Below are 22,241 nucleotides of genomic sequence, written 5' to 3'. Positions count from 1 at the left end.
ACAACGGTGAACAGCACGGTGACGGCCCTGGCCGCCCCGTCGGCGGAGGCCTCGGAACAGCAGGTGCCGCGCGGCATCGGCGCGTCCGTGCCCGCCACCGACGCCCGCGCCAAGACCGAGGGCACCTTCCCGTACGCCGCCGACCTGTGGGCCGAGGGCCTCCTGTGGGCCGCCGTGCTGCGCTCCCCGCACGCGCACGCCCGCATCGTGTCCATCGACACCACGGCCGCCGCCGAGATGCCCGGCGTGCGCGCCGTCGTCACCCACGCCGACGTACCCGGCGCCACCACGCACGGCCGCCGGATCGCCGACCGGCCGGTGTTCGCGCACGACGTCGTACGCCACCACGGCGAGCCCATCGCCGCCGTCGCCGCCGACCACCCCGACACCGCGCGGCTCGCCGCGGCCGCGATCGCCGTCGAGTACGAGCTCCTCGACCCGGTGACCGACCCCGAGCAGTCCTTCGGCGCGCCCGCCCTGCACCCCGACGGCAACCTGATCCGGCACATCCCGCTGCGCTACGGCGACCCGGAGGCGACCGGCGACGTGGTCGTCGAGGGCCTGTACCGGATCGGCCGCCAGGACCCCGCCCCCATCGGCGCCGAGGCCGGACTGGCCGTGCCGCGGCCCGACGGCGGCGTGGAGCTCTACACCGCCTCCACCGACCCGCACACCGACCGCGCCCTGGCCGCCGCCTGCTTCGGCCTGGAACCCGACCGCGTACGCGTGGTGGTCACCGGCGTGCCGGGCGCCACGGCGGACCGCGAGGACGCCGCCTTCCAGCTCCCGCTCGGCCTGCTCGCCCTGCGCACGGGCTGCCCGGTCAAACTCGCCGCCACCCGCGAGGAGTCCTTCCTCGGCCACACCCACCGGCACCCGACCCTGCTGCGCTACCGCCACCACGCGGACGCGGAGGGCCGCCTGGTCAAGGTCGAGGCGCAGATCCTGATGGACGCGGGCGCGTACGCCGACGCCTCCGCGGAATCCCTGGCGGCGGCCGTGGCCTTCGCCTGCGGCCCGTACGTCGTCCCGCACGCCTTCGTGGAAGGCTGGGCGGTCCGCACCAACAACCCGCCCTCGGGCCACGTCCGCGGCGAGGGCGCCATGCAGGTGTGCGCCGCGTACGAGGGCCAGATGGACAAGCTCGCGGCCGCGCTCGGCATGGACGGCGCGGAACTGCGCATGCGCAACGTCCTGGCGACGGGAGACCTGCTCCCCACCGGCCAGACCGTGACCTGCCCGGCCCCGGTGGCGGAACTGCTGCGCGCGGTCCGCGACTTCGAGCTGCCGACCCTGCCGAAGGACACCCCGGAGGACGAGTGGCTGCTGCCCGGCGGCCCGGAGGGCGCGGGCGAGCCGGGCGCGGTGCGCCGCGGCGTCGGCTACGGCGTCGGCATGGTGCACATGCTCGGCGCGGAGGGCACGGACGAGGTCTCGACGGCCACCGTGAAGGTCGTCAACGGCGCGGCCACGGTCATCTGCGCGGCGGTCGACACCGGGCAGGGCTTCGGCACGCTGGCCCGCCAGATCGTCCAGGAGGTACTGGGCGTCGACGAGGTGGCGGTGGCCCCCGTGGACACCGACCAGCCGCCGGCGGGCCCGTCGGCGCACGGCCGCCACACGTGGGTGTCGGGCGGCGCGGTGGAGCGCGCGGCCAAGATGGTCCGCACCCAGCTCCTGCAGCCCATGGCCCACAAGCTGGGCATGTCGACCGAGCTCCTGCAGATCGCGGACGGCCGGATCACGTCGTACGACGGCGCCTTCTCGATGAGCGTCTCGGAGGCCATAGAGGGCAAGGAGCTCTGGGCCACGGCCCAGTGCCGCCCGCACCCCACGGAGCCCCTGGACGCGGACGGCCAGGGCGACGCGTTCGTGGGCCTCGCCTTCTGCGCGATCCGCGCGGTGGTGGACGTGGACATCGAACTCGGCTCGGTACGGGTCGTGGAGCTCGCGGTCGCCCAGGACGTGGGCCGCATCCTCAACCCCCGCCAGCTGGAAGCCCGTATCGAGGCGGGCGTCACACAGGGCGTCGGCGCGGCCCTGACGGAGAACCTCCGGACGGTCTCCGGGCTCGTCCGCCACCCCGACCTGACGGGCTACGCACTGCCGACGTCGCTGGACGCCCCGGCCGTGCGCATCGTCAAACTGGTCGAGGAACGAGACGTGGTGGCCCCCTTCGGCGCGAAGGCGGCGAGCGCGATCCCGGTCGTGACGACCCCGGCCGCAATCGCCTCGGCGGTACGCGCGGCGACGGGCCGCCCGGTCAACAGGCTCCCGATCAGGCCGTCGGCGGCAGTCGCATCGCCCAACTCGTGACCGTGTGACCCACATTGCACGTGCAACCCCGGACTTGGGGCTGTCGTTGCCTGTCGCTAGAGTGATCGGTACGCGTGTGCACGTGCGCGTGCACACGGGTGCGAACGGGGACGGGGAGCGGCGGAAACGCCGCGACCACGGGGAGACGGGGAGGCCAACGTGGCAGACGACAACGGGGTAGGTGCGGTCCAAGCGGCCCTCGCGCTGGGACTGGCGGGTCCGATGGGCGCGATCGCGGGGGCGGCTTACGGGGCCACCGCTGCGGCGCTGCGAGTCCAGTACGACGACTTGAAGAGCTATCAGGGTCTGGTGGACGGGCTTCTGACGAAGCTTCAGGAGTCGTCGGCCCACCACGGGAAGCTGGCCGACGGCACGCTGCCGACGTCAGCCCTCGGCAAGGGCTTCGCCCAGGCGGAGAAGCTCTACAACGCGTACACCACCGTCCACACGGAGCTGCAGAACCTGTCGAAGGGGCTTGCGGTGCAGATCGAGGCCCTCGGCATCGCGATCCAGTCCGCGGGCGGCGGCTACAGCGAGGTGGACGAGGAGACGAAGCGGCGCATGGCCCTCCTCGCCAAGCAGGCCCATGACCAGTACGTCAAGGATCGCGACCCGTACGCAGCCAAGAAGGTCGACGGCGGACAGCCGAACGAGACGCAGAAGGGCGGTGTCCTCGGATGAGCGAGTTTGAGGGCCTTTCGCACGCACAGTTGTACGCCATGGTCGCTGCGATCAACCCGGACAAGGTCTACGACTGCTCGGCGCTGCTCACCAATGCCGCCACGACGATCGAGGAGATCGGGAACAAGCTCAAGGACCACAGGGTCAAGGGCTGGGAGGGCCAAGCGGCCGACGCCTTCCAGAACTGGGTGAACCAGACGGGAAGCGCCACGCTGGAGCTGGCCAAGTACAGCGCCAACGGCGGCAAGTACATGGCGGAGACGGCGCAGATCATGCGCGAGGTCGCGCCGACCACGTACGGCGCGGGCAACATGCCCATGTACGACGCGGCAGCGCAGTCGAAGCTCACGCAGAACCTGATGGCCGCCCGCGACAACCCTGGCAATACGGCCGCGGTGAAGCTCGGCCAGGAGGCCTGGTCGAAGCTGAACGACAACCATGGCGCGGCCGTGGACGCGATGACCAAGCTGGCCGGCTCGTACGAGAAGTCTGCCCAGCACATAGACGCTGTGAAGCCCCCGACGTTCCCGCCGCCGCCGGATGTGCTGGTGCCTAAGGTGAGCTATGGCGATCAGGACATGGCGAGGCCTGGAGGCGAGTCTGGCGGAGGGGGCGGTTCGACAGGCTCCTCGTACACGACGACGGGGTCGTCGCACAGTACGCCCTCGAGTGATCCCGGAACGGTGACCGGGCGTCCGCCGCAGCCGGACAACACGGTTCCGTCGGTCTCCGTGCCGTCGGTTCCGGACCGCGAGGTGGACGTGGACATCGACAGCGTCGCGGTGCTTCCGGACCGGACCGCGCCTCCGGTGACGACCCTGCCCGGCCCGCTGCCCACGGGTCCCGTCAGCCCCACCCCCGGACCCCTCCTCCCGCCCATGGGCTTCCCGCCCGTCGGCGGTATGAAGCCGCCCAGCCTCACCGGCCCGGGTATCGGCCCGTACCCGACATTGGGCGGTCCAGGGACTCCTCCCCCCGGCGGCAGGGCCCTCGGCACGCCGGGAATGCCCCCGCGTGACAGCGGCATCACGGGCGGCCGGCCTGTGACGTCCACCGGCCCCAGCTCGGGCATCCCGCGTGGCAACGTCATCGGTGAAGGCACTCACGCCGGCCGTGGCATGGGTGGCGGTATGGGTACCGGCGTCGGCGGTGGCCATGGCGGGCAGAACGGCTTCGCGGGAGGTCGTCGACTCGCTTCGGAGCCGGGCGGCATCGGAGGGAAGCCCGGTATGGGCGCTCGCCCGATCGCGGGCGGCCAGCCGTTCACCCAGGGAGGCTCGGGCCTCGTGCGCAACGGCGCGCGTGGCGTGGGGACGGGTGCCGTGGGGCACGCGGGTGCACGTACGCAGACTCCGGGTAAGCGGCGGGACGACCAGCAGGGCGAACGCGCCGACTACCTGGTCGAGGACGAAGAGACCTGGCAGGGCAGCCGTCGTGTTGTTCCGCCTGTGATCGACTGAGCAGAACGGACGTTGCACGGGATGCGCATGCGTAAGGCGACCTCGGCCCTGGTGGGCCTCCTGCTGGCCGGGGTCGCCGCGACCCCGGCCCACGCGGAATCCATTCGATCGCAGCAATGGCATCTCGACGCCATGAAGGCCAACGAGATTTGGAAGATCACCACCGGGAAGGGAATCACCGTTGCGGTGATCGATACCGGCGTTAATCGGATCCCGGAACTGGAAGGGCAGGTTCTCCCCGGCGCGGTCTTCCCTGCTGGCGACGCCCCGGGCGACAAGGACAACGACTACTACGGTCACGGCACCGGCATTTCCGCGATGATCGCTGCAACCGGAAAGCACCCGAGTGGTGACGGTGCATTCGGGCTTGCACCCGGAGTCAAGATTCTCCCGATCCGTGTGCCGGACATGCTGGAAGGGGCGAACACGCCCTTGATCGCCCAGGGCATTCGGTACGCGGCAGACTCAGAGGCCAAGGTAATTAATATTTCCATGGGCCTGTCCAGCAAGCCTGAGGAAGATGCGGAGCGGGCCGCGGCTGTAAAGTATGCGCTCTCGAAGGGCAAGCTGATCTTTGCTGCCGTTGGAAATTACGGTGATTCGACCAACGAGCTCGCCTACCCAGCCGGGACCCCCGGAGTCGTGGGCGTCGGAGCTGTCGATAGCAACGGCGAGCCGACCAAGGAGTCTCAGCACGGCCTCCAGGTGGATATGGCCGCACCTGGCGTCGATATTGTCACCGCATGCAAGGGTAAAACGGGGCTGTGCAAAACCCACGGCACCAGTGACTCATCAGCACTCGCCTCCGCCTCCGCCGCCCTCCTCTGGTCCGCCCACCCTGACTGGACCAACAACCAGGTCCTGCGGGTCCTGTTGAACACCGCAGGCAAGCCCGTCGACGGGTCTGCGCGCAACGACTACATCGGCTACGGCATCGCGAGGCCCAGTGTCGCGCTGAAGAATCCAGGCGACCCCGGTCCGGCCGACGTGTACCCGCTGCCCGACCTGGCGGCTGCCGCGAACGCGGGCAAGTCCCCCTCGCCCTCCACAGACGGCAAGGCCCCCGACGCCGCCCCGTCCAAGCCGGCGGCGAAGGCTGAGGAGAAGAAGAGCGGCAGCTCGCTCCCGTGGATCGGGCTCGGTCTGGGAGCCTGCGTGCTCATCGGTGGCGCCGTGACCGTGGTCGTCGTACGCCGCAATCGCTGAGCTCGGTTCGACCCGGCTTGAGCTCGCTTCACCTGACCCGACCCTGATCTACCCGCACTGACTCGGGAGTTCATGCGATCAATGTGTCCATGCGGCTCAACCAGGCGCCCGCCGATCCAGGCGGCGGCGGTGGCGGTGACCTCGAACTCGATCAGGACCACATCGGTGCCATCGGCTCCGACGCGTACAAGCTGCACACCCGCCTCCAGGCGGACGGCAAGCACACCGCCAGCGCCACCACCACCGAGGCCGCCGGGGCCCTCACCGAGGAGGACAAGCCACGATGAACGGCGGGTCCTGATACCCCGTCCTCGTATCCGCAGGGCTGTAGCCGCCGTCGTCGTCGGGACGGCACTGCTGGTCGGCTGCTCCGACGGCAAGGAGTCGGCTGCGCCCGAACTTCCCGAGTCGACGTGCTTCGGGGCCTTCACGCCGGCGGAACTCGCACCCTTCATGGGTACGGGCAAGGAGGTGCGGGTGGATTCGCCTGCCGATGTCCGTCTGAGCGCCAGCAGGAAGGGCGCGATCTGCAACATCTACGTGGACGGGAAGACCCGCTTCTTCGCGGCGGCGGACCGCTTGCCGCAGGGGCAGCACTTCGTCTGGGCTCCGTCGGTCGACGAGCAGAAGCCGGAGGCGCTTCCCTTCGCGCAGAACAGCAAGCTCTGGGACGGGGGCGCCGCTGTCATTCTCACGTGCAGCGGGCCCACGGACGCCTTCGAGCTCAGGCTGTGGATCGACGGCTCGGTGGAGAAGATCCAGCAGGACGCGCGACGGCCCCTGCTCACCGAGCTCATGAAGAAGTACCTGGACTTCGCCAAGGAGCAGACCGGGTGCGGCGTCTGAGGCGGCGCGGCCGGGCAAGGCGAAAGCCGCTCGGGGGTGCGCCTTCCCCCGAGCGGCTCGCCGCGAAGCCGTGACCGGAATCGAACCGGCGTAACTCGCTTTGCAGGCGAGTCCCTCAACCACTCGGGCACACGGCTGTGAGGTGGTGATGTGCACGACCGTACGGGGGCCGCGGGGGAGCGGGAAGGGTTGCGCGGCGGGTGCAACACGACTGCCATGCCGCGTTCACAGTGACCGGAGACCTAGGTCTCCGGGAGGAGGGCGGGATCCGTCGAATAGACAGGGTCGATCTGCGGCTACGCACCTTACTCTGGGGCGATGAGTGCCCTTGAGCCCCGCGTGCCCCAGAGAACCGAGAAGCCGATCCCGCCCCTGCAGCAGGGCGGGATCCTCGGGCCCGCGTACCGGACGCTCAGCATCGGGATCATCTCCGTCGTCTTCCTGATCGCCTTCGAGGCCACCGCCGTGGGGACGGCCATGCCCGTCGCCGCGCGCGAGCTGGAGGGGATCGGGCTCTACGCCTTCGCCTTCTCCGCCTACTTCACGACCAGCCTCTTCGGCATGGTCCTGTCCGGGCAGTGGGCCGACCGGCAGGGGCCGCTGCGGCCGCTGGCCGTCGGCATCGCCGCGTTCGCCTCCGGGCTCGTGGTCTCCGGGACCGCCGGGGCGATGTGGGTGTTCGTGCTCGGCCGGGCCGTGCAGGGCTTCGGCGGCGGGCTGGTCATCGTCGCCCTGTACGTGGTGGTCAGCCGGGCCTACGTGGAGCGGCTGCGGCCCGCCATCATGGCCGCCTTCGCCGCGAGCTGGGTGGTGCCCTCGATCGTCGGGCCGCTGGCCTCGGGGACGGTCACCGAGCACCTCGGGTGGCGGTGGGTGTTCCTCGGGATCCCGGCCCTCGTCGTCGTGCCGCTGATGGTGGCCCTGCCCGCGATACGGCGGACCGCGTCCGGGCCCGTCGACCCCGATGCGCCGCCCGTGGCCTTCGACCGGCGGCGGATCCGGCTGGCCCTCGGGATCTCGCTGGGCGCGGGCCTGCTCCAGTACGCCGCCCAGGACCTGCGGTGGCTGTCGCTGGTGCCGGGCATCGCCGGCGCGGCCCTGCTGGTGCCCGCCGTGCTGGGGCTGCTGCCGCGCGGAACGTACCTGGCGCGGCGCGGACTGCCGTCCGTGGTGCTGCTGCGCGGGGTGGCCGCGGGCTCGTTCATCGCGGCGGAGAGCTTCGTACCGCTGATGCTGGTCACCCAGCGGGGCCTGAGCCCGACGCTGGCCGGCTTCTCGCTCGCGCTCGGCGGAGTGACCTGGGCGGGCGGCTCGTGGGTGCAGTCGAAGGGGCGGATGGCCCCGTACCGGGAACGGCTGATGGTGGCCGGGATGGTGATGGTGGCCCTGGCCATCGCCGCCGCGCCCGCCGTGCTGATCGAGTCCGTGCCGGTGTGGACGCTGGCGCTGGCCTGGGCGGTCGGCTGCCTGGGCATGGGGCTGGTGATCGGCTCCACGAGCGTGCTGCTGCTGAAGCTGTCGGCACCGGAGGAGGCGGGGGCCAACTCCGCCGCGCTGCAGATCTCGGACGCGCTGGCGAACGTGGTCCTGCTGGCGGGCGGCGGCGCCGCGTTCGCCGCGCTGGGGGGCGGGGCGGTCGGCGCCTCCCACGCCCTGACGGACGCGGCGTCGGCCTCGCACCCCGCGGCCTTCACGGTGGTGTTCCTGCCGATGGCCTGTGTGGCACTGGTGGGGGCGTGGGTCGCGACCCGGCTGGAGCCCGCCGAGGACTGAGCGCCGAGGCCGTGGCCCGGCCCGGGCCGGCCGCGGGGAATTCGGCTGCGTCACGACCGGCCGCCGCACTACCGTTCCGGCCATGAACGAGCTGATCATCCGGCTGTCCGACACCGAGCGCGCGGAATGCGCCGACCTTGCCGACGCCACCGGCCAGTCGCCCGAGGAGCTCGCGCTCGACGCCGTACGGGCGCGGCTGCGGGCCGAGCGGGACCGGGTCGGAGCCGAGGCGCTGCGGCTCGCGCGGCGGCACGCGCCCCTGCTGAAGCGGCTCGGCGAATGAGCGCCGCCGCCGTCCCGGTGCGCCACCTCACGCTCGCCGAGGTCCTCGACCTGGCCCGGCACGCCTGCCTCGCCCAGGACCAGCCGGTCGAACTGCGGGCCCCCGGGCTGCTGGAGTCGGCGGTGCACCGGCCCAGGGCACGCATGTTCGGGATTCCGGCGTACGAGGACCCGTACGAGCAGGCCGCCGCGCTGCTCCACGGCATCGCGACGAACCACCCCCTGGTCGACGGGAACAAGCGCACCGCCTGGCTCGCCGCGGCCACCTTCCTCGCCGTGAACGGGGCCGACCCGGGCGACGTGGACCAAGAGGCCGCCTACGCGCTGGTCATCGACGTGGCCGCCGGGCACGAGACGGACGTCACGCGGATCGCCGGCCGGCTGAGGGCACTGCTCCTCCCGCCGATGTGACGCTCGCCGCACCGCGCGAGGTCACGGGCCTGTCCCTCCGCGAGGGGCGGGCCCGTCCCGGTAGGGTGGCCCGGTTGTCCTACGTACGACTGCCGAGAGCGACGAACCGGAGACCGTGACTACTACCGCCTCCCACCACCTCTCACCCGCCTTCCCCGGCCGTGCCCCTTGGGGTACGGCGGGCAAACTGCGCGCCTGGCAGCAGGGAGCGCTGGACCGCTACATCGAGAAGCAGCCGCGGGACTTCCTCGCGGTCGCGACCCCCGGCGCAGGCAAGACCACCTTCGCGCTGACCCTCGCCTCCTGGCTGCTGCACCACCACGTGGTCCAGCAGGTGACCGTGGTCGCGCCGACCGAGCACCTGAAGAAGCAGTGGGCGGAGGCCGCGGCGCGGATAGGCATCCGGCTGGATCCCGAGTACTCCGCCGGGCCGCTCAGCAAGGACTACCACGGGGTCGCCGTCACCTACGCGGGCGTCGGCGTGCGCCCGATGCTGCACCGCAACCGGTGCGAGCAGCGCAAGACCCTCGTCATCCTCGACGAGATCCACCACGCCGGTGACTCGAAGTCCTGGGGCGAGGCCTGCCTGGAGGCCTTCGACCCGGCGACCCGGCGTCTGGCCCTGACCGGTACGCCCTTCCGGTCCGACACGAACCCCATCCCCTTCGTCGCGTACGAGGAGGGGAACGACGGGATCCGCCGGTCGTCCGCCGACTACACCTACGGCTACGGGAACGCGCTCGGCGACGGCGTCGTCCGGCCCGTCATCTTCCTCTCCTACAGCGGCAACATGCGCTGGCGCACCAAGGCGGGCGACGAGATCGCCGCCAAGCTCGGCGAGCCGATGACGAAGGACGCCATCTCGCAGGCCTGGCGCACCGCGCTGGACCCGCGCGGCGACTGGATGCCGAACGTGCTGCGCGCCGCCGACCAGCGGCTGACGGAGGTCAGGAAGGGCATCCCCGACGCGGGCGGCCTCGTGATCGCCTCCGACCAGGACTCGGCGCGCGCCTACGCCAAGCTGCTGCGGGAGATCACCGGCAGCAAGGCGACGGTGGTGCTCTCCGACGACACAGGTGCGTCGAAGCGGATCGACGAGTTCAGTGAGGACGGCAGCCGCTGGATGGTCGCGGTCCGGATGGTGTCCGAGGGCGTCGACGTACCGCGCCTCGCGGTGGGCGTGTACGCGACGACGATCTCGACCCCGCTGTTCTTCGCCCAGGCCGTCGGGCGCTTCGTGCGCTCGCGCAGGCGCGGCGAGACCGCGTCCGTGTTCCTGCCGACCATTCCCTACCTCCTCGGCTTCGCCAACGAGATGGAGGTCGAGCGCGACCACGTCCTCGACAAGCCGAAGAAGCAGGGCGAGGACGACCCGTACGCCGAGTCCGAGAAGGAGATGGACGAGGCGAACAAGCAGGAGGACGAGGACACCGGCGAGGAAGAGCAGATGTCCTTCGAGGCGCTGGAGTCCGACGCGGTCTTCGACCGGGTCCTCTACGACGGCGCCGAGTTCGGCATGCAGGCGCACCCGGGCAGCGAGGAGGAGCAGGACTACCTCGGCATCCCCGGACTCCTGGAGCCGGACCAGGTGCAGATGCTGCTGCAGAAGCGGCAGTCGCGCCAGATCGCGCACAGCCGCCGCAAGCCGGACTCCGAGGCGGACCTGCTGGAGCTGCCGGCGGAGCGGCGGCCGGTGGTCTCGCACAAGGAGCTGCTGGAGCTGCGGAAGTCGCTGAACACGATGGTCGGCGCGTACGTCCACCAGAGCGGCAAGCCGCACGGGGTGATCCACACGGAGCTGCGCCGGGTGTGCGGCGGGCCGCCGAGCGCGGAGGCGACGGCGGGGCAGCTGCGCGAGCGGATCAAGAAGGTGCAGGAGTGGGCCACCCGCATGCGGTGACCTCGTGGTGGCCTCGCGGTGAGTGCACACAGAACAGGTGAGTTCACACAGAACAGGGGACGGGGTCCGTGCGGAGCATCGCACGGACCCCGTCCCCTGTGACCGCCCCGGACCCGTACGGGACGCGGTCCGGGGTGCCGCCCTTGGCGGTCGTGGGGCGGTAAAGGTCTCCTGTGCAAAATGAGGTTACGAATCGACACCGGTGGCGATCAGGAATCGGCATAAACAGGTAGCACGCGCCCGGATTCTGGACGAGCCCTTCCGCTGAGCGGACCTGCTCGCTACTGTCCCCGCATCGAACGCACCGTGGCAGCGCCGCCGCGGGAGCGCAGCCGGTGCCATGGCCGCTACCGGCGGCCTCTCCGTGCGCCGCCGCGGGACCGGCGGCGTTCCACCCCGAGAGTCACCGCCGCCCACCGAAAGAGGGAGAGGCGTCGTGACCGCGGAAACCTCCCAGACTCTCGACAGAGGGCTCAGAGTCCTCAAACTGCTCGCCGACACCGACCACGGTCTGACCGTCACCGAGCTCTCCAACCGCCTCGGTGTGAACCGCACCGTGGTCTACCGGCTCCTCGCCACGCTCGAACAGCACGCCCTGGTCCGCCGCGACCTCGGCGGCCGGGCCCGCGTCGGGCTCGGCGTGCTCCGGCTGGGCCGGCAGGTGCATCCCCTCGTACGCGAGGCCGCCCTGCCCGCGCTGCGCTCGCTCGCCGAGGACATAGGCGCCACCGCGCACCTGACCCTCGTCGACGGCACCGAGGCGCTCGCCGTCGCCGTCGTGGAGCCGACCTGGACGGACTACCACGTGGCCTACCGGGCCGGCTTCCGCCACCCGCTGGACCGCGGGGCCGCCGGCCGGGCCATCCTGGCCGCCCGTCAGGGCTCCCTGATCGAACCCGGGTACACGCTGACGCACGGCGAGCTCGAAGCGGGCGCGAGTGGCGCGGCCGCGCCGCTCGTGGGGATCACCGGGCTGGAGGGCAGCGTCGGGGTCGTGATGCTGGCCGATGCGGTGCCGGAGCGGGTGGGGCCGAGGGTGGTGGACGCGGCGCGCGAAGTGGCCGATGCGCTGCGCTGACGCTTTGCGCTGAGCCCGACTGGTTTCGCCGGGTGCGGTGCGGGGTGCGGGGTGCGGGTGCGGCGCCGTTTCTGGGGCTCCGCCCCAGACCCCGCGCCTCAAGCGCCGGCGGGGCTGACAGAGCGCCCCAAACGTCGGCGGGGCTGGATTGGCGCGGCGGGCTGGAGTGGCCGGCGGGGCCGGGGGTGAGCTTGGCCGGATAGATTGGGCGGGTGCTCTCAGCCCTCTCACGTCTGTCGCGTCCCGTTGCCCTGGCCGTCTGTGCCGTGCCCGTGGTCGGGTTGTTCGTCGCCGCGGCCTTCGCGCCGCTGCCCTACGTGGTCGCCGTTCCCGGCCCCACGGCCGACGTGCTGGGGTCCGACAAGGGCAAGCCGGTCATCACCGTCACCGGGGCGCCCGTCCGGGAGACCGAGGGCCAGCTGCGGATGACGACCATCCGGGCCACCGGCCCGTCCTCGACCATGCGGCTGCACGAGCTCGTCGACCACTGGTTCAAGACCGATCAGGCGGTCATGCCCAAGGAGGCCGTCTACTCCTCGGGCGGAAGCGACGAGGAGATCGAGAAGCACAACCTGGAGGAGATGGCCAAGTCGCAGTCGGCCGCCGCCGAAGCCGCGCTCGGCTATCTCCACAAGGACCCCAAGGACGTGAAGGTCGATCTCAACCTCGCCGACGTCGGCGGTCCGAGTGCCGGGCTCCTCTTCTCACTCGGTGTCGTCAACAAGCTCGACGGCGACGGCAGCGGCGGCGATCTCACCGGCGGGCGCAGCATCGCCGGTACGGGAACCATCACCGCCGACGGCACGGTCGGCGCCGTCGGCGGGGTGGCCCTGAAGACCCAGGCCGCGCGGCGCGACGGGGCGAGCGTGTTCCTCGTGCCGAAGGCCGAGTGCGCGGACGCCCGGTCGGAACTCCCCGAGGGGCTGCGGCTGGTCCCCGTCACCTCGCTGACGGATGCGGTGAACTCTCTGCGGGCGCTGAAGCGGGGAGAGGACGTTCCGTCCTGCTGACGGCGGGCTTGCGGTCCATGCCGCGCCAGGCCGGGAAGACCAGCGGGGCGAGCGTCGTCAGCAGGTAGGTGCCGCCGAACAGCAGCAGCGCCCGGCCGACCCCGAACCCGTCGACCAGCAGGCCCGCCGCCAGCCCGCCCAGCGGCATGGTCAGCTCACAGCCCGCCGTGGTCACCCCCGCGACGCGGCTGCGCAGCTCCTCCGGCACCTGCTCGTACATGACCGTGGTCAGGATCGGGTTGAGCACGCCCGCGCCCAGGCCGGCCAGGGCCATCGTCACCGCGAGCGGCAGCGGCGTGTCGGTGAAGGCGGCCACCACGTACCGGGTCGCCCCGGAGAGCAGGAAGGCCCCCGCGAACACCGCCCGGCGCGGGAACCGCTCGCCCCACACCCCGTAGAGCAGGGCGCCGAGCAGTGCGAAGCCGCCGAAGAGGGAGATCATCAGGCCGAGCGTGGTGGCGCCGCCCAGGTTGTCCTGCCCGTGCACGGGCAGCAGCACCGAGGACCAGCCCTGGTCCAGGCCGTTGGTCATCATGACCATCACGGTGATGCCCATCAGCAGCCGGGAGCGGGTCAGGAAGGCCCAGCCCTCGGCCAGTTCGGTGCGGTACGCCGCGAAGGACGCCTTCCCGGCGGCCGGCTGCGGCTCGGCGGAGGGGACCCCGCGCAGGAACGCGGCGACCAGCAGCGCCGACGCCCCGAAGGTCGCCGCGTCCAGCAGCAGTACGGTCTCGGCGCCGAACGCCGCGATCAGTACGCCGGCCAGTGCGGCACCGATCATCCGGGCTCCGCGGGAGACCGCGTCGTAGAGGCTGGCCGCCCGGGTGATGGTGGTGCCGGCGTGCTGGGCGAGGTTCGGCAGGAGCACGTGGCGGGCGGTCAGGCCCGGGGTGTGCACGAGGCCGCCGATGGCCATCAGCGCACACAGCATCCAGAACTCGAGCACGCCCGCCCGGTGCAGCAGCGGGATCGCGCCGACGGACAGGCCGCTGATCAGGTCGGAGGCCATGGAGATCCGGCGGCGGCCGATCCGGTCGATGACCGGTCCGCCGATCAGGGCGGCCACGACGACGGGGAGGGTGGCGCAGAAGGCGACGACCCCGGCCCGGCCGGCGCTGCCGGTGGTCTGCAGCACGAACCACGGGACGCCGATGAGGGTGAGTGAACTTCCGGCTATGGAAATGGTGTTGGCGGCCAGTACGGCGGCCAGCGGGCGCCGGCTGTGACCTAAGGCGCGCATGGCGGGACTCCTTCGGTGCGGTGTGCGGTGTGCGGTGTGGGCTGTGCGTGGGTGTGTGCTGCGTGCGGGGGGGGGGCTACTCGGACGTGAAGCGCGGGAGGACGTGCGTGTGGACGCGGACCGTCTGCGTGTCCTCGGCCTCGGGCAGGTCGCGGTAGGAGTTGATCAGGTCGTGCAGTCCGCGGATCAGTTCCTCGCTCTGTGCGGGAGCCAGCCGCAGGGTGAAGTCGCTGAGGCCGGAGCCTTGTTGCCACCGCTCCAGCCGGCTGTGCGCCCCGGCCACCCAGGTGGCGACCTCCTGCGCGTGGGTGGCGGCCACCGTCTGGAGGAAGACCTCCGCCGCACCGCTCGTGGCGGGGTCGGCGTCGCGCAGCAGTGCCCCGTCGAAGCTGGTGCCCTCGTGCACGGCCCGCCACCAGCGTTCACGGCCCTTGCCGTGCTCGGGTGCGTCCTCGACGAACCCGTGCGCCGCGAGCTGGCGCAGGTGGTAGCTGGTGGCGCCGCTCGACTCCCCGAGCCGGTCGGCCAGTTGGGAGGCGGTCGCGGGGCCGTCGTGCCGCAGGGCGCCCAGCAGGCGGATGCGCAGGGGGTGGGCCAGGCCGCGCAGTGTACGGGCGTCGAGCGTGCGGACGCTGGGCTCTGCGGGCCCGGCAGTCCCTGCGGGGGCCACGGGGTCCACGGGGTGGTCCACGGCGTCTACGGGCTTCTCGGGCATGGCTCGACGATAGAGTTGCAAAGATTTCTCTGCAAGGGTTTCTTTGCAACGCCTTCTTTGGATGTCCGGCCCGGCCGCCGGGCCGTCGGCTCCCGGGCGCCGTCAGGCCCGCCCGCCGTCAGGGCCGGGTGTCGTCCTCGGCCGCCTGCTCGACCAGCGGGATGATCCGCAGGGGCACCGGGTTCTCCATCACGATCGCCGTCGACGCCCTGACGATCCCCTCGAACCCGACGACGCGGTCGATCACCCGCTGCAGGTCGGCGTTGGACCGGGCCACGAGCCGGCACAGCATGTCCCCGTGCCCGGTGGTGGTGTGCAGCTCCAGCACCTCCGGCACTCCGTCCAGGTGGGCCCGTACGTCGGCCCCCTGTCCCTGCTTGATCTCCAGCGTGGCGAAGGCGGTCACCGGATACCCGAGGGCCGTCGGATCGACCTGCGGGCCGAAGCCGCGGATGACCCCGTTCGACTGGAGCCGGTCGAGGCGGGCCTGCACCGTCCCGCGGGCCACGCCGAGGCGGCGCGAGGCCTCCAGGACCCCGATCCGGGGCTCACGGGCGAGCAGGACGATGAGCCGGCCGTCGAGTTCGTCGATGCCCATGGAAGCCTCCGGGTGCCCACGCGTGCCCGTGGGTGGTCATAGTGCACAGATGTTTCACACAGCCTGCGGTCAGCCTGGGCAGTTTGTACAGTCAAACAGAGAACTATTGCGCAGCTTGTGGATCGGCGGGACTCTGCGCTCATGACTGAGACCCTCGACACCACCCCGCACACCGCGCGTGAGGCCGACCCCTTCCCGGTGAAGGGCATGGACGCGGTCGTCTTCGCCGTCGGCAACGCCAAGCAGGCCGCGCACTACTACTCGACCGCCTTCGGCATGAAGCTCGTGGCCTACTCCGGACCGGAGAACGGCAGCCGCGAGACGGCCAGCTACGTCCTGACCAACGGGTCCGCGCGCTTCGTGCTGACCTCGGTCATCAAGCCGGCGACCGACCACGGCCGCTTCCTGGCCGAGCACGTCGCCGAGCACGGCGACGGCGTCATCGACCTCGCCATCGAGGTCCCGGACGTCCGCGCGGCGTACGCGTACGCCGTCGAGCAGGGCGCCCGCGGCCTGGACGAGCCGTACGAGGTCAAGGACGAGCACGGCACCGTCGTGCTGGCCGCGATCGCGACGTACGGCCAGACCCGCCACACGCTGGTCGAGCGCGGCGACTACACCGGCCCGTACCTGCCGGGCTACGTGGCCGTCGAGCCGATGGTCGCGCCCCCGGCCAAGCGCACCTTCCAGGCCATCGACCACTGCGTCGGCAACGTGGAACTCGGCCGGATGAACGAGTGGGTCGCGTTCTACAACAAGGTCATGGGCTTCACGAACATGAAGGAGTTCGTGGGCGACGACATCGCGACCGAGTACTCGGCGCTGATGTCCAAGGTGGTCGCGGACGGCACCAAGAAGGTCAAGTTCCCGATCAACGAGCCGGCGATCGCGAAGAAGAAGTCGCAGATCGACGAATACCTGGAGTTCTACGGCGGCCCCGGCGTCCAGCACATCGCGCTGGCCTCGAACGACATCGTGGCGACCGTGCGCACGATGCGCGCCGCCGGCGTCCAGTTCCTCTCCGTCCCGGACAGCTACTACGACACGCTCGGCGAGTGGGTCGGCGACACCCGGGTGCCGATCGACGAGCTGCGCGAGCTGAAGATCCTGGCCGACCGCGACGAGGACGGCTACCTGCTGCAGATCTTCACCAAGCCGGTGCAGGACCGCCCGACCGTCTTCTTCGAGATCATCGAGCGCCACGGCTCGATGGGCTTCGGCAAGGGCAACTTCAAGGCGCTGTTCGAGGCGATCGAGCGGGAGCAGGAGAAGCGCGGCAACCTCTAGGCCGCCCGCGCGGCTTCCGGGCCCCCCGGCCGACGCCGGGGGGCCCGCCCGTGTCCCGGCCGACGGCGTCGCGGCCCCGCGAGGGGAGGGCCGCGCCGCTCCGTCGGTCAGGGGGAGGACGGGGAGGGATCCGGCTTCGGCTCCTGCGACGCCTTGGGTTCCTCGGACGCCTTCGGCGTGGGCCGGGGCTTGGGCAGTTCCGGCTCGACCCACGGAGTGACCGGCTGCAGGTTCTCCGGTCCGCCCGGCGACGGCTGGCCGATCGCCGTCAGCGCCTCCCTCGCCAGCGGCCCGCGCAGCGGCGAGAAGTGCGGGTTCGTCCGCATGGTCTCCTGGAGGTGGCGGCGGGCCGCCGCCACGTCACCGAGGCCGCGCTCGATCATCGCCCGGTGGTACGAGAAGTCGGCGCTGCGCAAGCCCTGCTCCGTGGCCTTCTTCGCGTACTCCAGCGCCGCCGAATCCTCGCCCGCCTGATGCAGGGCCCACCCCAGCGCGTCCGCGACCTGCACGCTCTTGTGCCGCGACCACTCCTCCGACAGGCGCCGCACCGCCGCCGCCGGATCGCCGTGGTCCGCCTCGTACAGGCCGAGGACCACGTCCTCGTCGACGCCGTTCTGCCCGTCCCGCGCCGTCATCGAACCGAGCATGTCGTACGGCACGCGCGCCTCCTCGGCCCGGCCCAGCGACTCCAGCAGCTCGCCCAGCTCCCGCGCCAGCTGCGGCACCGGGGTCCGCCCCAGCGCCAGCCGGTAGTCCCGCACCGCCTCCCCCGGCCGCCCCAGCGCGGCCAGCGCACGGGCCCGGCCGCCCAGCGCCTCCGCCTGCGCCGGATCCGTCCGCAGCGCGCCCTCGTAGTGCCGCAGCGCCTCCGCCGCGTCGCCCCGCTCCCAGCACAGCTCCCCGAGCCGGAACAGCGCGTACGCCTTCTCCGCGGGGGCCTTCGCCGCGCCCGCCGCCTGCTCCATCGACATCACCGCGTCCTCGCGCCAGCCGCGGTCCCGGTAGACCTGCGAGGCCCTGACGTGCGCCGCCAGGCCCGGCCGCAGCTCCATCAGCAGCTCCATCGCCTTCTGGGCGCCCTTGTAGTCGCCGAGCCCGGTGTACGCGTCCACGAGCACCGGGTACGCAGTCCACCGCTTCGGCGCCTGCGCCCGCACCAGCTCGCCCCACTTCTTGGCGTTCCCGAAGTCCCGACGGGCATTGGCCAGCGCACCCATGCCCGTCATCGCGTCGAAGTTGCCCTTCTCGGCCGGGCGGACCTCCAACGAGCGCTTCAGCGCCTTCTCCGCCTTCGGGAACCAGCCCGAGTCCGCGGTGCGCCGCGCCTGTTCGAGGTAGGCGGAGCCGAGGACCGCCCACGAGGCGTCGTCGTCCGCGTGCTTCGCGACCCACTTCTCCCGGTCCGCCACCAGCGCCGTCAGGTCCACGGCCGCCGCCGGCGCACCCATGCCCACCGCCGACGCGGCGCGCTCGCTCGGCCCCGGCGGGCGGGCGTCGTCACCGGTCCGGGCAGGGCGGATCAGCAGGGCCCCGGCGATCAGGACCACGGCGACCGCGGCGGCCACGAGCGTCTTGCGGCCGGTGAAGGTCACGGGCGGCGCCGGTGTCTGCGTTTCCTCGTCGATACGGTCCATGAGGTCACTGTGCGTCAATATGAAGAGTTCACGGAGGTGCCCGAAGAGGGGCGCGGGCGTGTTCACACCGATGGTCCCGCGACGACCTCCCCCCGGACTCCGTCCGGGGGGACCCCCAGGGAGCACCGGGGTGCCAGGCTGGTCCCATGGATGACGATCTCTCCGCACGTCTGCGAGCGAACCTCCTCGAAGGGCTCCCGGCCGACGCCCTGCTCACCGACCCCCAGGTGACCACCTCCTACGCCACCGACATGGCCAGCTTCTGCGCCGCCGGGACCCCGGCCGTCGTCGTACTGCCCCGGACCGTCGAACAGGTCCGGCACGTCATGCGCACCGCCACCGCCCTACGGATCCCCGTCGTCCCGCAGGGCGCCCGTACGGGCCTGTCGGGCGGCGCCAACGCCTCCGACGGCTGCATCGTGCTGTCCCTGGTGAAGATGGACCGCATCCTGGAGATCAGCGCCGTCGACCGGATCGCCGTCGTCGAGCCGGGCGTGGTGAACGCCGTGCTCTCGCGTGCCGTCGCCGAACAGGGCCTGTACTACCCGCCCGACCCCTCCAGCTGGGAGCAGTGCACCATCGGCGGCAACATCGGCACCGCCTCCGGAGGCCTGTGCTGCGTCAAGTACGGGGTCACCGCCGAGTACGTGCTCGGCCTCGACGTGGTCCTGGCCGACGGGCGGCTGCTGCGCACCGGCCGCCGAACCGCCAAGGGCGTCGCCGGATACGACCTCACCCGGCTCTTCGTCGGCTCCGAAGGCAGCCTCGGCGTCGTGGTCCAGGCCGTCCTCGCCCTCAGGCCCGCGCCGCCCCGGCAGCTCGCCCTGGCCGCCGAGTTCCCCTCCGTCGCGGCCGCCTGCGAGGCCGTCTGCGCCGTCATGGAGGCGGGCCTGACCCCCTCGCTGCTGGAACTGATGGACCGCACGACCGTCCGCGCCGTCAACGCCCTCGGCAAGATGGGCCTGCCGGAGGCCACCGAGGCCCTCCTCCTGGCCGCCTTCGACACCCCGCACGCCCCCGAGGACCTCGCGGCCGTGGGGGAGCTGTGCACCGCCGCCGGGGCCACCGCCGTCGTGCCCGCCGAGGACGAGGCGGAGTCGCAACTGCTGCTGCAGGCCCGCCGGATGTCCTTCCCCGCGCTGGAGGCCCTGCGGCCCGCGACGATGATCGACGACGTGTGCGTACCGCGCTCGCGGCTCGGCGAGATGCTGGACGGGACGGCCGCCATCGCCCGCGCCCACGACCTGCTCATCGGGGTCTGCGCGCACGCCGGAGACGGCAACACCCACCCGATCGTCTGCTTCGACCCCGCCGACGAGGACGAGACGCGGCGGGCCCGCGCATCCTTCGGCGCGATCATGGCGCTGGGGCTGGAGCTGGGCGGCACCATCACCGGCGAGCACGGGGTCGGCGTCCTGAAGAAGGAGTGGCTCGCCCGCGAACTCGGCCCGGTGGGACTGGAGATGCAGCGCGCCGTCAAGCAGGCTTTCGACCCGCTGGGGCTGCTCAACCCGGGCAAGCTCTTCTGAATTCGGCTCCGGAGCCGGCCGTACGGGGCCGGGGCCGGGGCCGCCTGCCCTCACAGGTCCCCGTCCGCCGACTCGTCCGACGGCCACGGGTCGCGCAGCCACAGGTCGTCCGCGGGGGTGGGGGTGAGCAGCTCGGCCAGGGCCGCGTCCAGGCCGAGCCGCTCGGCCTCGGTGCCGGGCGGGACCACGCGCAGGGTGCGCTCCAGCCAGGCCGACACGGAGCCGGCGGGGGCCTCCAGGAGGGCGTCGCCGTCGGGGGAGCTGAGCGCCATGCAGAGCACGGACTTGTTGTCGACCTTGGTGGGCCAGATCCGGACGTCGCCGTGGCCGCACGGGCGGAACACCCCTTCGACGAGCAGCTCGCGGGCGAAGGTCCAGTTGACGGGGGTGCTGGAGCCGGTGTGGAAGGTGATGTGGACGGCGTACGGGTCGTCCGTGAGGTAGAGGAGCCGGGCCGGGACGGGGATGCTGCGCTCGGGGGACAGGACCAGCTTCAGTTCCAGCTCGCGCTCGACGACGGGGTGGTGCATGACGGCCTCACTTCGGTTCGGTGCCGGGGCCTGGTGGCGCCCCACACCCCGAGAGAGCACCCATGTGCACGGGTATGACGCGAGTTCCGGAAACGAACCGGAGATTGGCCGAATTCTTTCGGCTGACCGAAAAGTGCCGGAGGGGTGAGGTTCGCTCAATGGCTTGGATTCTCCCGTTACCGGACCTGTCGGGCCGAGGTTCTTGGCTATGGTCCTCCCTTGCACAAGCCTCAAGCCACGATCGGAGTTGGGGACATGACGGCCTCCCCTGGTGACGGCGAGCACGCGGCCCGCGAGGGCTACTACCCCGATCCGTCCATCCCCGGGTACATCCGGTACTGGAACGGTGCGGCCTGGGTGCCGGGCACGAGCCGCCCCGCCCCCGCCCAGGAGACGGGGCCGGTGTTCCTGGACGAGACCTCCGTGACCGAGGCGCTGCCGGAACCCGAACCGGAACGCGCACGCGAACCGGAACGCGCACGCGAACCGGAACGCGGACGTGAACGGGAACGCGAACGGGAACAGGGGCCGGAAGCCGTCGCCGAGCCCGAACCCGCGGTGTGGCAGGCCGACCCCCTGCACCAGGCCGGCTTCGGCGGGCCCCGCGACCACCGGGTCTCATGGGGCAGCCCGCCCGAGCCCGAGCCCGAGCCGGAGCCCGGGGCCGGCCAGGCCGCCGCCCGGCCGGCGGGGATCTCCCTGGCCCGCACGGCGGCCGCCGCGGCGGCGCCCGCACGGCTTCCCGCGCAGGCCCCCATGGGAATCCTCTCGGCGCGCTCCCCGGCCGCGCAGGCGGCCCCTGCCCCTGTCGCCCCTGCCCCGGTCGCCCCTGCCCCGGCCGCCCCGGCCCCCGCCGCCCCTGCCCCGGAATGGCCCGACGCCCCCGGAGCCGGAGTGTCCGGAGCCACCTCCTCCTGGCCCGGGGCAGCCGCCCCCTCCCGGCCCGCCGCGCCCGCCCCGGCGCCCGCCCCCACCCCCGCGCCCTCCCGGCCCGCGGCCCCGGCCGATCCGCGCCCGGAGGCCGAACTCCCCGCCGCCCCCCGCCCCGGCACGGCTCAGGCCGCCGAGGCGCCCCGGCACGAGGTGTGGGCGCCCCGGCCCGCGGGGGTCCGCCCGAAGGTGCCGGGCGCCGGGGCGCCGGCCCCGGCGGAGCCCCGCTCCAAGGGCTGGGAGCCGAGCGGGTCCGAGGACGACCGCCCGGGGAACCCGGCCTCCCGCCCGGCCGGCACCCGTACGCCCCGCGAGGTGTTCGAGCGCATGGCCGAACGGGCGGTGCGCCCCGCCGGGCTGATGCGCAGAGCCGTGGCCCGCGCGCTGGACTCCCTCGTCCTCGCCGCCGTCGCCGCGGCCGTCGCCCGGCCCCTCCTCCCCGAAGCCACCGCCCACGTGCAGGCCAAGGTCGACGCAGCCCGCGCCAGCGGACACACCACCACCGTCTGGCTGTTCGACGCGACCATCGCCGGCCACCTGGGCCTGGTCCTCGGCGCGGTCCTCCTCTTCGGGGTGCTGTACGAGGCGCTGCCCACGGCCCTCTGGGGCCGCACCGCGGGCAAGAAGCTGCTCGGCGTGCGCGTGCTGGCCACCGCCACCCTCCGCCCGCCCGGCTTCGGCGCGGCCCTGTGCCGCTGGCTCGTCTACGCCCTCCTCGGCTTCCCCGGCAGCCTCTGGTGCCTCGTGGACCGCCCGCGCCGCCAGGCCTGGCACGACAAGGCGGCCAGGACGTACGTGGCCCGCTAGGCCGTCTC

The 22,241-nt window shown here is 72.4% G+C and carries 20 protein-coding genes and 1 tRNA gene; 15 read left to right on the top strand and 6 right to left on the bottom strand.

Going from position 1 to position 22,241, the window contains the following annotated elements:
• The first annotated feature begins 18 nt into the window (after nucleotides 1–18).
• The 6 genes from OG472_RS18650 to OG472_RS18625 all read left to right on the top strand — a co-directional run bounded on the left by OG472_RS18650 (nucleotide 19) and on the right by OG472_RS18625 (nucleotide 6,509).
• On the top strand, nucleotides 19–2,316 hold the full coding sequence (locus OG472_RS18650; protein WP_401602516.1) for a xanthine dehydrogenase family protein molybdopterin-binding subunit: 2,298 nt from the start codon (nucleotides 19–21) through the stop codon (nucleotides 2,314–2,316).
• Between the two features lie 159 nt (nucleotides 2,317–2,475).
• The gene (locus OG472_RS18645) at nucleotides 2,476–2,997 is read left to right on the top strand and encodes a hypothetical protein (RefSeq protein ID WP_405941766.1); all 522 of its coding nucleotides are present in this window, start codon (nucleotides 2,476–2,478) and stop codon (nucleotides 2,995–2,997) included.
• Nucleotides 2,994–4,457, top strand: a complete 1,464-nt coding sequence (locus OG472_RS18640) for a WXG100 family type VII secretion target (RefSeq protein WP_405941765.1) — start codon at nucleotides 2,994–2,996, stop codon at nucleotides 4,455–4,457. Before OG472_RS18645 ends, OG472_RS18640 begins: the two co-directional genes overlap by 4 nt.
• Before the next feature lie 21 nt (nucleotides 4,458–4,478).
• Complete coding sequence (mycP, locus tag OG472_RS18635) at nucleotides 4,479–5,663, top strand: type VII secretion-associated serine protease mycosin (RefSeq protein ID WP_405941764.1); 1,185 nt, start codon at nucleotides 4,479–4,481, stop codon at nucleotides 5,661–5,663.
• A gap of 89 nt (nucleotides 5,664–5,752) precedes the next feature.
• On the top strand, nucleotides 5,753–5,950 hold the full coding sequence (locus OG472_RS18630) for a hypothetical protein (protein ID WP_405941763.1): 198 nt from the start codon (nucleotides 5,753–5,755) through the stop codon (nucleotides 5,948–5,950).
• A 190-nt stretch (nucleotides 5,951–6,140) separates the two neighbouring features.
• A complete protein-coding gene (locus tag OG472_RS18625) occupies nucleotides 6,141–6,509 on the top strand; it encodes a hypothetical protein (protein ID WP_405941762.1) in 369 nt (122 codons plus the stop codon).
• A gap of 65 nt (nucleotides 6,510–6,574) precedes the next feature.
• Here the strand turns inward: OG472_RS18625 and OG472_RS18620 are convergent.
• Nucleotides 6,575–6,646 (bottom strand) — tRNA-Cys (locus OG472_RS18620).
• Nucleotides 6,647–6,827: 181 nt separating this feature from the next.
• Here OG472_RS18620 and OG472_RS18615 point away from each other — a divergent pair.
• From OG472_RS18615 to OG472_RS18590, 6 genes are all read left to right on the top strand, one after another.
• Nucleotides 6,828–8,282 (top strand): MFS transporter, encoded by a 1,455-nt coding sequence (locus OG472_RS18615; RefSeq protein WP_405941761.1) that lies wholly within the window; start codon nucleotides 6,828–6,830, stop codon nucleotides 8,280–8,282.
• Between the two features lie 82 nt (nucleotides 8,283–8,364).
• The gene (locus tag OG472_RS18610) at nucleotides 8,365–8,565 is read left to right on the top strand and encodes a hypothetical protein (RefSeq protein WP_405830336.1); all 201 of its coding nucleotides are present in this window, start codon (nucleotides 8,365–8,367) and stop codon (nucleotides 8,563–8,565) included.
• Entirely contained in the window at nucleotides 8,562–8,975 is a 414-nt protein-coding gene (locus OG472_RS18605) for a type II toxin-antitoxin system death-on-curing family toxin (RefSeq protein ID WP_405941760.1), read from the top strand. Before OG472_RS18610 ends, OG472_RS18605 begins: the two co-directional genes overlap by 4 nt.
• Nucleotides 8,976–9,090: 115 nt before the next feature.
• Nucleotides 9,091–10,875 carry a DEAD/DEAH box helicase gene (locus tag OG472_RS18600; RefSeq protein WP_401602340.1) on the top strand — a complete coding sequence of 595 codons (1,785 nt, stop codon included), beginning with the start codon at nucleotides 9,091–9,093 and terminating at the stop codon, nucleotides 10,873–10,875.
• Between the two features lie 436 nt (nucleotides 10,876–11,311).
• Nucleotides 11,312–11,953: an IclR family transcriptional regulator gene (locus tag OG472_RS18595; RefSeq protein ID WP_007264382.1), complete on the top strand. Its 642-nt coding sequence runs from the start codon at nucleotides 11,312–11,314 to the stop codon at nucleotides 11,951–11,953.
• Between the two features lie 212 nt (nucleotides 11,954–12,165).
• Nucleotides 12,166–12,963: a PDZ domain-containing protein gene (locus OG472_RS18590; protein WP_401602338.1), complete on the top strand. Its 798-nt coding sequence runs from the start codon at nucleotides 12,166–12,168 to the stop codon at nucleotides 12,961–12,963.
• Here the strand turns inward: OG472_RS18590 and OG472_RS18585 are convergent.
• The 3 genes from OG472_RS18585 to OG472_RS18575 form a co-directional block, all read right to left on the bottom strand.
• Nucleotides 12,893–14,203: an MFS transporter gene (locus tag OG472_RS18585; protein ID WP_405830334.1), complete on the bottom strand. Its 1,311-nt coding sequence runs from the start codon at nucleotides 14,201–14,203 to the stop codon at nucleotides 12,893–12,895. The genes OG472_RS18590 and OG472_RS18585 overlap by 71 nt on opposite strands.
• A gap of 76 nt (nucleotides 14,204–14,279) precedes the next feature.
• Nucleotides 14,280–14,918 carry an ArsR/SmtB family transcription factor gene (locus tag OG472_RS18580; protein WP_405941759.1) on the bottom strand — a complete coding sequence of 213 codons (639 nt, stop codon included), beginning with the start codon at nucleotides 14,916–14,918 and terminating at the stop codon, nucleotides 14,280–14,282.
• Between the two features lie 118 nt (nucleotides 14,919–15,036).
• A complete protein-coding gene (locus OG472_RS18575) occupies nucleotides 15,037–15,516 on the bottom strand; it encodes an Lrp/AsnC family transcriptional regulator (protein ID WP_351297364.1) in 480 nt (159 codons plus the stop codon).
• Between the two features lie 141 nt (nucleotides 15,517–15,657).
• On the opposite strand from OG472_RS18575, the gene hppD reads away from it, so the two are divergent.
• Complete coding sequence (hppD, locus tag OG472_RS18570; RefSeq protein WP_376620537.1) at nucleotides 15,658–16,803, top strand: 4-hydroxyphenylpyruvate dioxygenase; 1,146 nt, start codon at nucleotides 15,658–15,660, stop codon at nucleotides 16,801–16,803.
• Nucleotides 16,804–16,910: 107 nt separating this feature from the next.
• Here the strand turns inward: hppD and OG472_RS18565 are convergent, their stop codons facing one another.
• The gene (locus tag OG472_RS18565; RefSeq protein WP_405941758.1) at nucleotides 16,911–18,437 is read right to left on the bottom strand and encodes a tetratricopeptide repeat protein; all 1,527 of its coding nucleotides are present in this window, start codon (nucleotides 18,435–18,437) and stop codon (nucleotides 16,911–16,913) included.
• Between the two features lie 146 nt (nucleotides 18,438–18,583).
• Between OG472_RS18565 and OG472_RS18560 the strand changes: the two genes are divergently transcribed.
• Nucleotides 18,584–19,966 (top strand): FAD-binding oxidoreductase, encoded by a 1,383-nt coding sequence (locus OG472_RS18560; protein WP_401602330.1) that lies wholly within the window; start codon nucleotides 18,584–18,586, stop codon nucleotides 19,964–19,966.
• Nucleotides 19,967–20,016: 50 nt separating this feature from the next.
• Here OG472_RS18560 and OG472_RS18555 read toward each other — a convergent pair whose 3' ends face one another.
• Nucleotides 20,017–20,496, bottom strand: coding sequence for an SsgA family sporulation/cell division regulator (locus OG472_RS18555; RefSeq protein WP_319733793.1), 480 nt, complete (start codon nucleotides 20,494–20,496; stop codon nucleotides 20,017–20,019).
• A 255-nt stretch (nucleotides 20,497–20,751) separates the two neighbouring features.
• Here OG472_RS18555 and OG472_RS18550 point away from each other — a divergent pair, with 255 nt between their 5' ends.
• Nucleotides 20,752–22,233, top strand: a complete 1,482-nt coding sequence (locus OG472_RS18550; RefSeq protein ID WP_405830329.1) for an RDD family protein — start codon at nucleotides 20,752–20,754, stop codon at nucleotides 22,231–22,233.
• The last annotated feature ends 8 nt before the right edge of the window (nucleotides 22,234–22,241 follow it).

It is taken from the genome of Streptomyces sp. NBC_00207 (genome assembly GCF_045160965.1).
GTDB lineage: Bacteria > Actinomycetota > Actinomycetes > Streptomycetales > Streptomycetaceae > Streptomyces.
This window is presented reverse-complemented; position numbering and strand designations above follow the sequence as displayed.

Bases quoted from the DNA above. Each gene is read 5' to 3' on its own strand.
- OG472_RS18555 (WP_319733793.1), bottom strand. From the start codon at position 20,496: ATGCACCACCCCGTCGTCGAGCGCGAGCTGGAACTGAAGCTGGTCCTG.
- OG472_RS18575 (WP_351297364.1), bottom strand. From the start codon at position 15,516: ATGGGCATCGACGAACTCGACGGCCGGCTCATCGTCCTGCTCGCCCGT.
- mycP (WP_405941764.1), top strand. From the start codon at position 4,479: ATGCGCATGCGTAAGGCGACCTCGGCCCTGGTGGGCCTCCTGCTGGCC.
- OG472_RS18560 (WP_401602330.1), top strand. From the start codon at position 18,584: ATGGATGACGATCTCTCCGCACGTCTGCGAGCGAACCTCCTCGAAGGG.
- OG472_RS18605 (WP_405941760.1), top strand. From the start codon at position 8,562: ATGAGCGCCGCCGCCGTCCCGGTGCGCCACCTCACGCTCGCCGAGGTC.
- OG472_RS18610 (WP_405830336.1), top strand. From the start codon at position 8,365: ATGAACGAGCTGATCATCCGGCTGTCCGACACCGAGCGCGCGGAATGC.
- OG472_RS18585 (WP_405830334.1), bottom strand. From the start codon at position 14,203: ATGCGCGCCTTAGGTCACAGCCGGCGCCCGCTGGCCGCCGTACTGGCC.
- OG472_RS18550 (WP_405830329.1), top strand. From the start codon at position 20,752: ATGACGGCCTCCCCTGGTGACGGCGAGCACGCGGCCCGCGAGGGCTAC.
- OG472_RS18580 (WP_405941759.1), bottom strand. From the start codon at position 14,918: ATGCCCGAGAAGCCCGTAGACGCCGTGGACCACCCCGTGGACCCCGTG.
- hppD (WP_376620537.1), top strand. From the start codon at position 15,658: ATGACTGAGACCCTCGACACCACCCCGCACACCGCGCGTGAGGCCGAC.
- OG472_RS18565 (WP_405941758.1), bottom strand. From the start codon at position 18,437: ATGGACCGTATCGACGAGGAAACGCAGACACCGGCGCCGCCCGTGACC.
- OG472_RS18640 (WP_405941765.1), top strand. From the start codon at position 2,994: ATGAGCGAGTTTGAGGGCCTTTCGCACGCACAGTTGTACGCCATGGTC.
- OG472_RS18615 (WP_405941761.1), top strand. From the start codon at position 6,828: ATGAGTGCCCTTGAGCCCCGCGTGCCCCAGAGAACCGAGAAGCCGATC.
- OG472_RS18630 (WP_405941763.1), top strand. From the start codon at position 5,753: ATGCGGCTCAACCAGGCGCCCGCCGATCCAGGCGGCGGCGGTGGCGGT.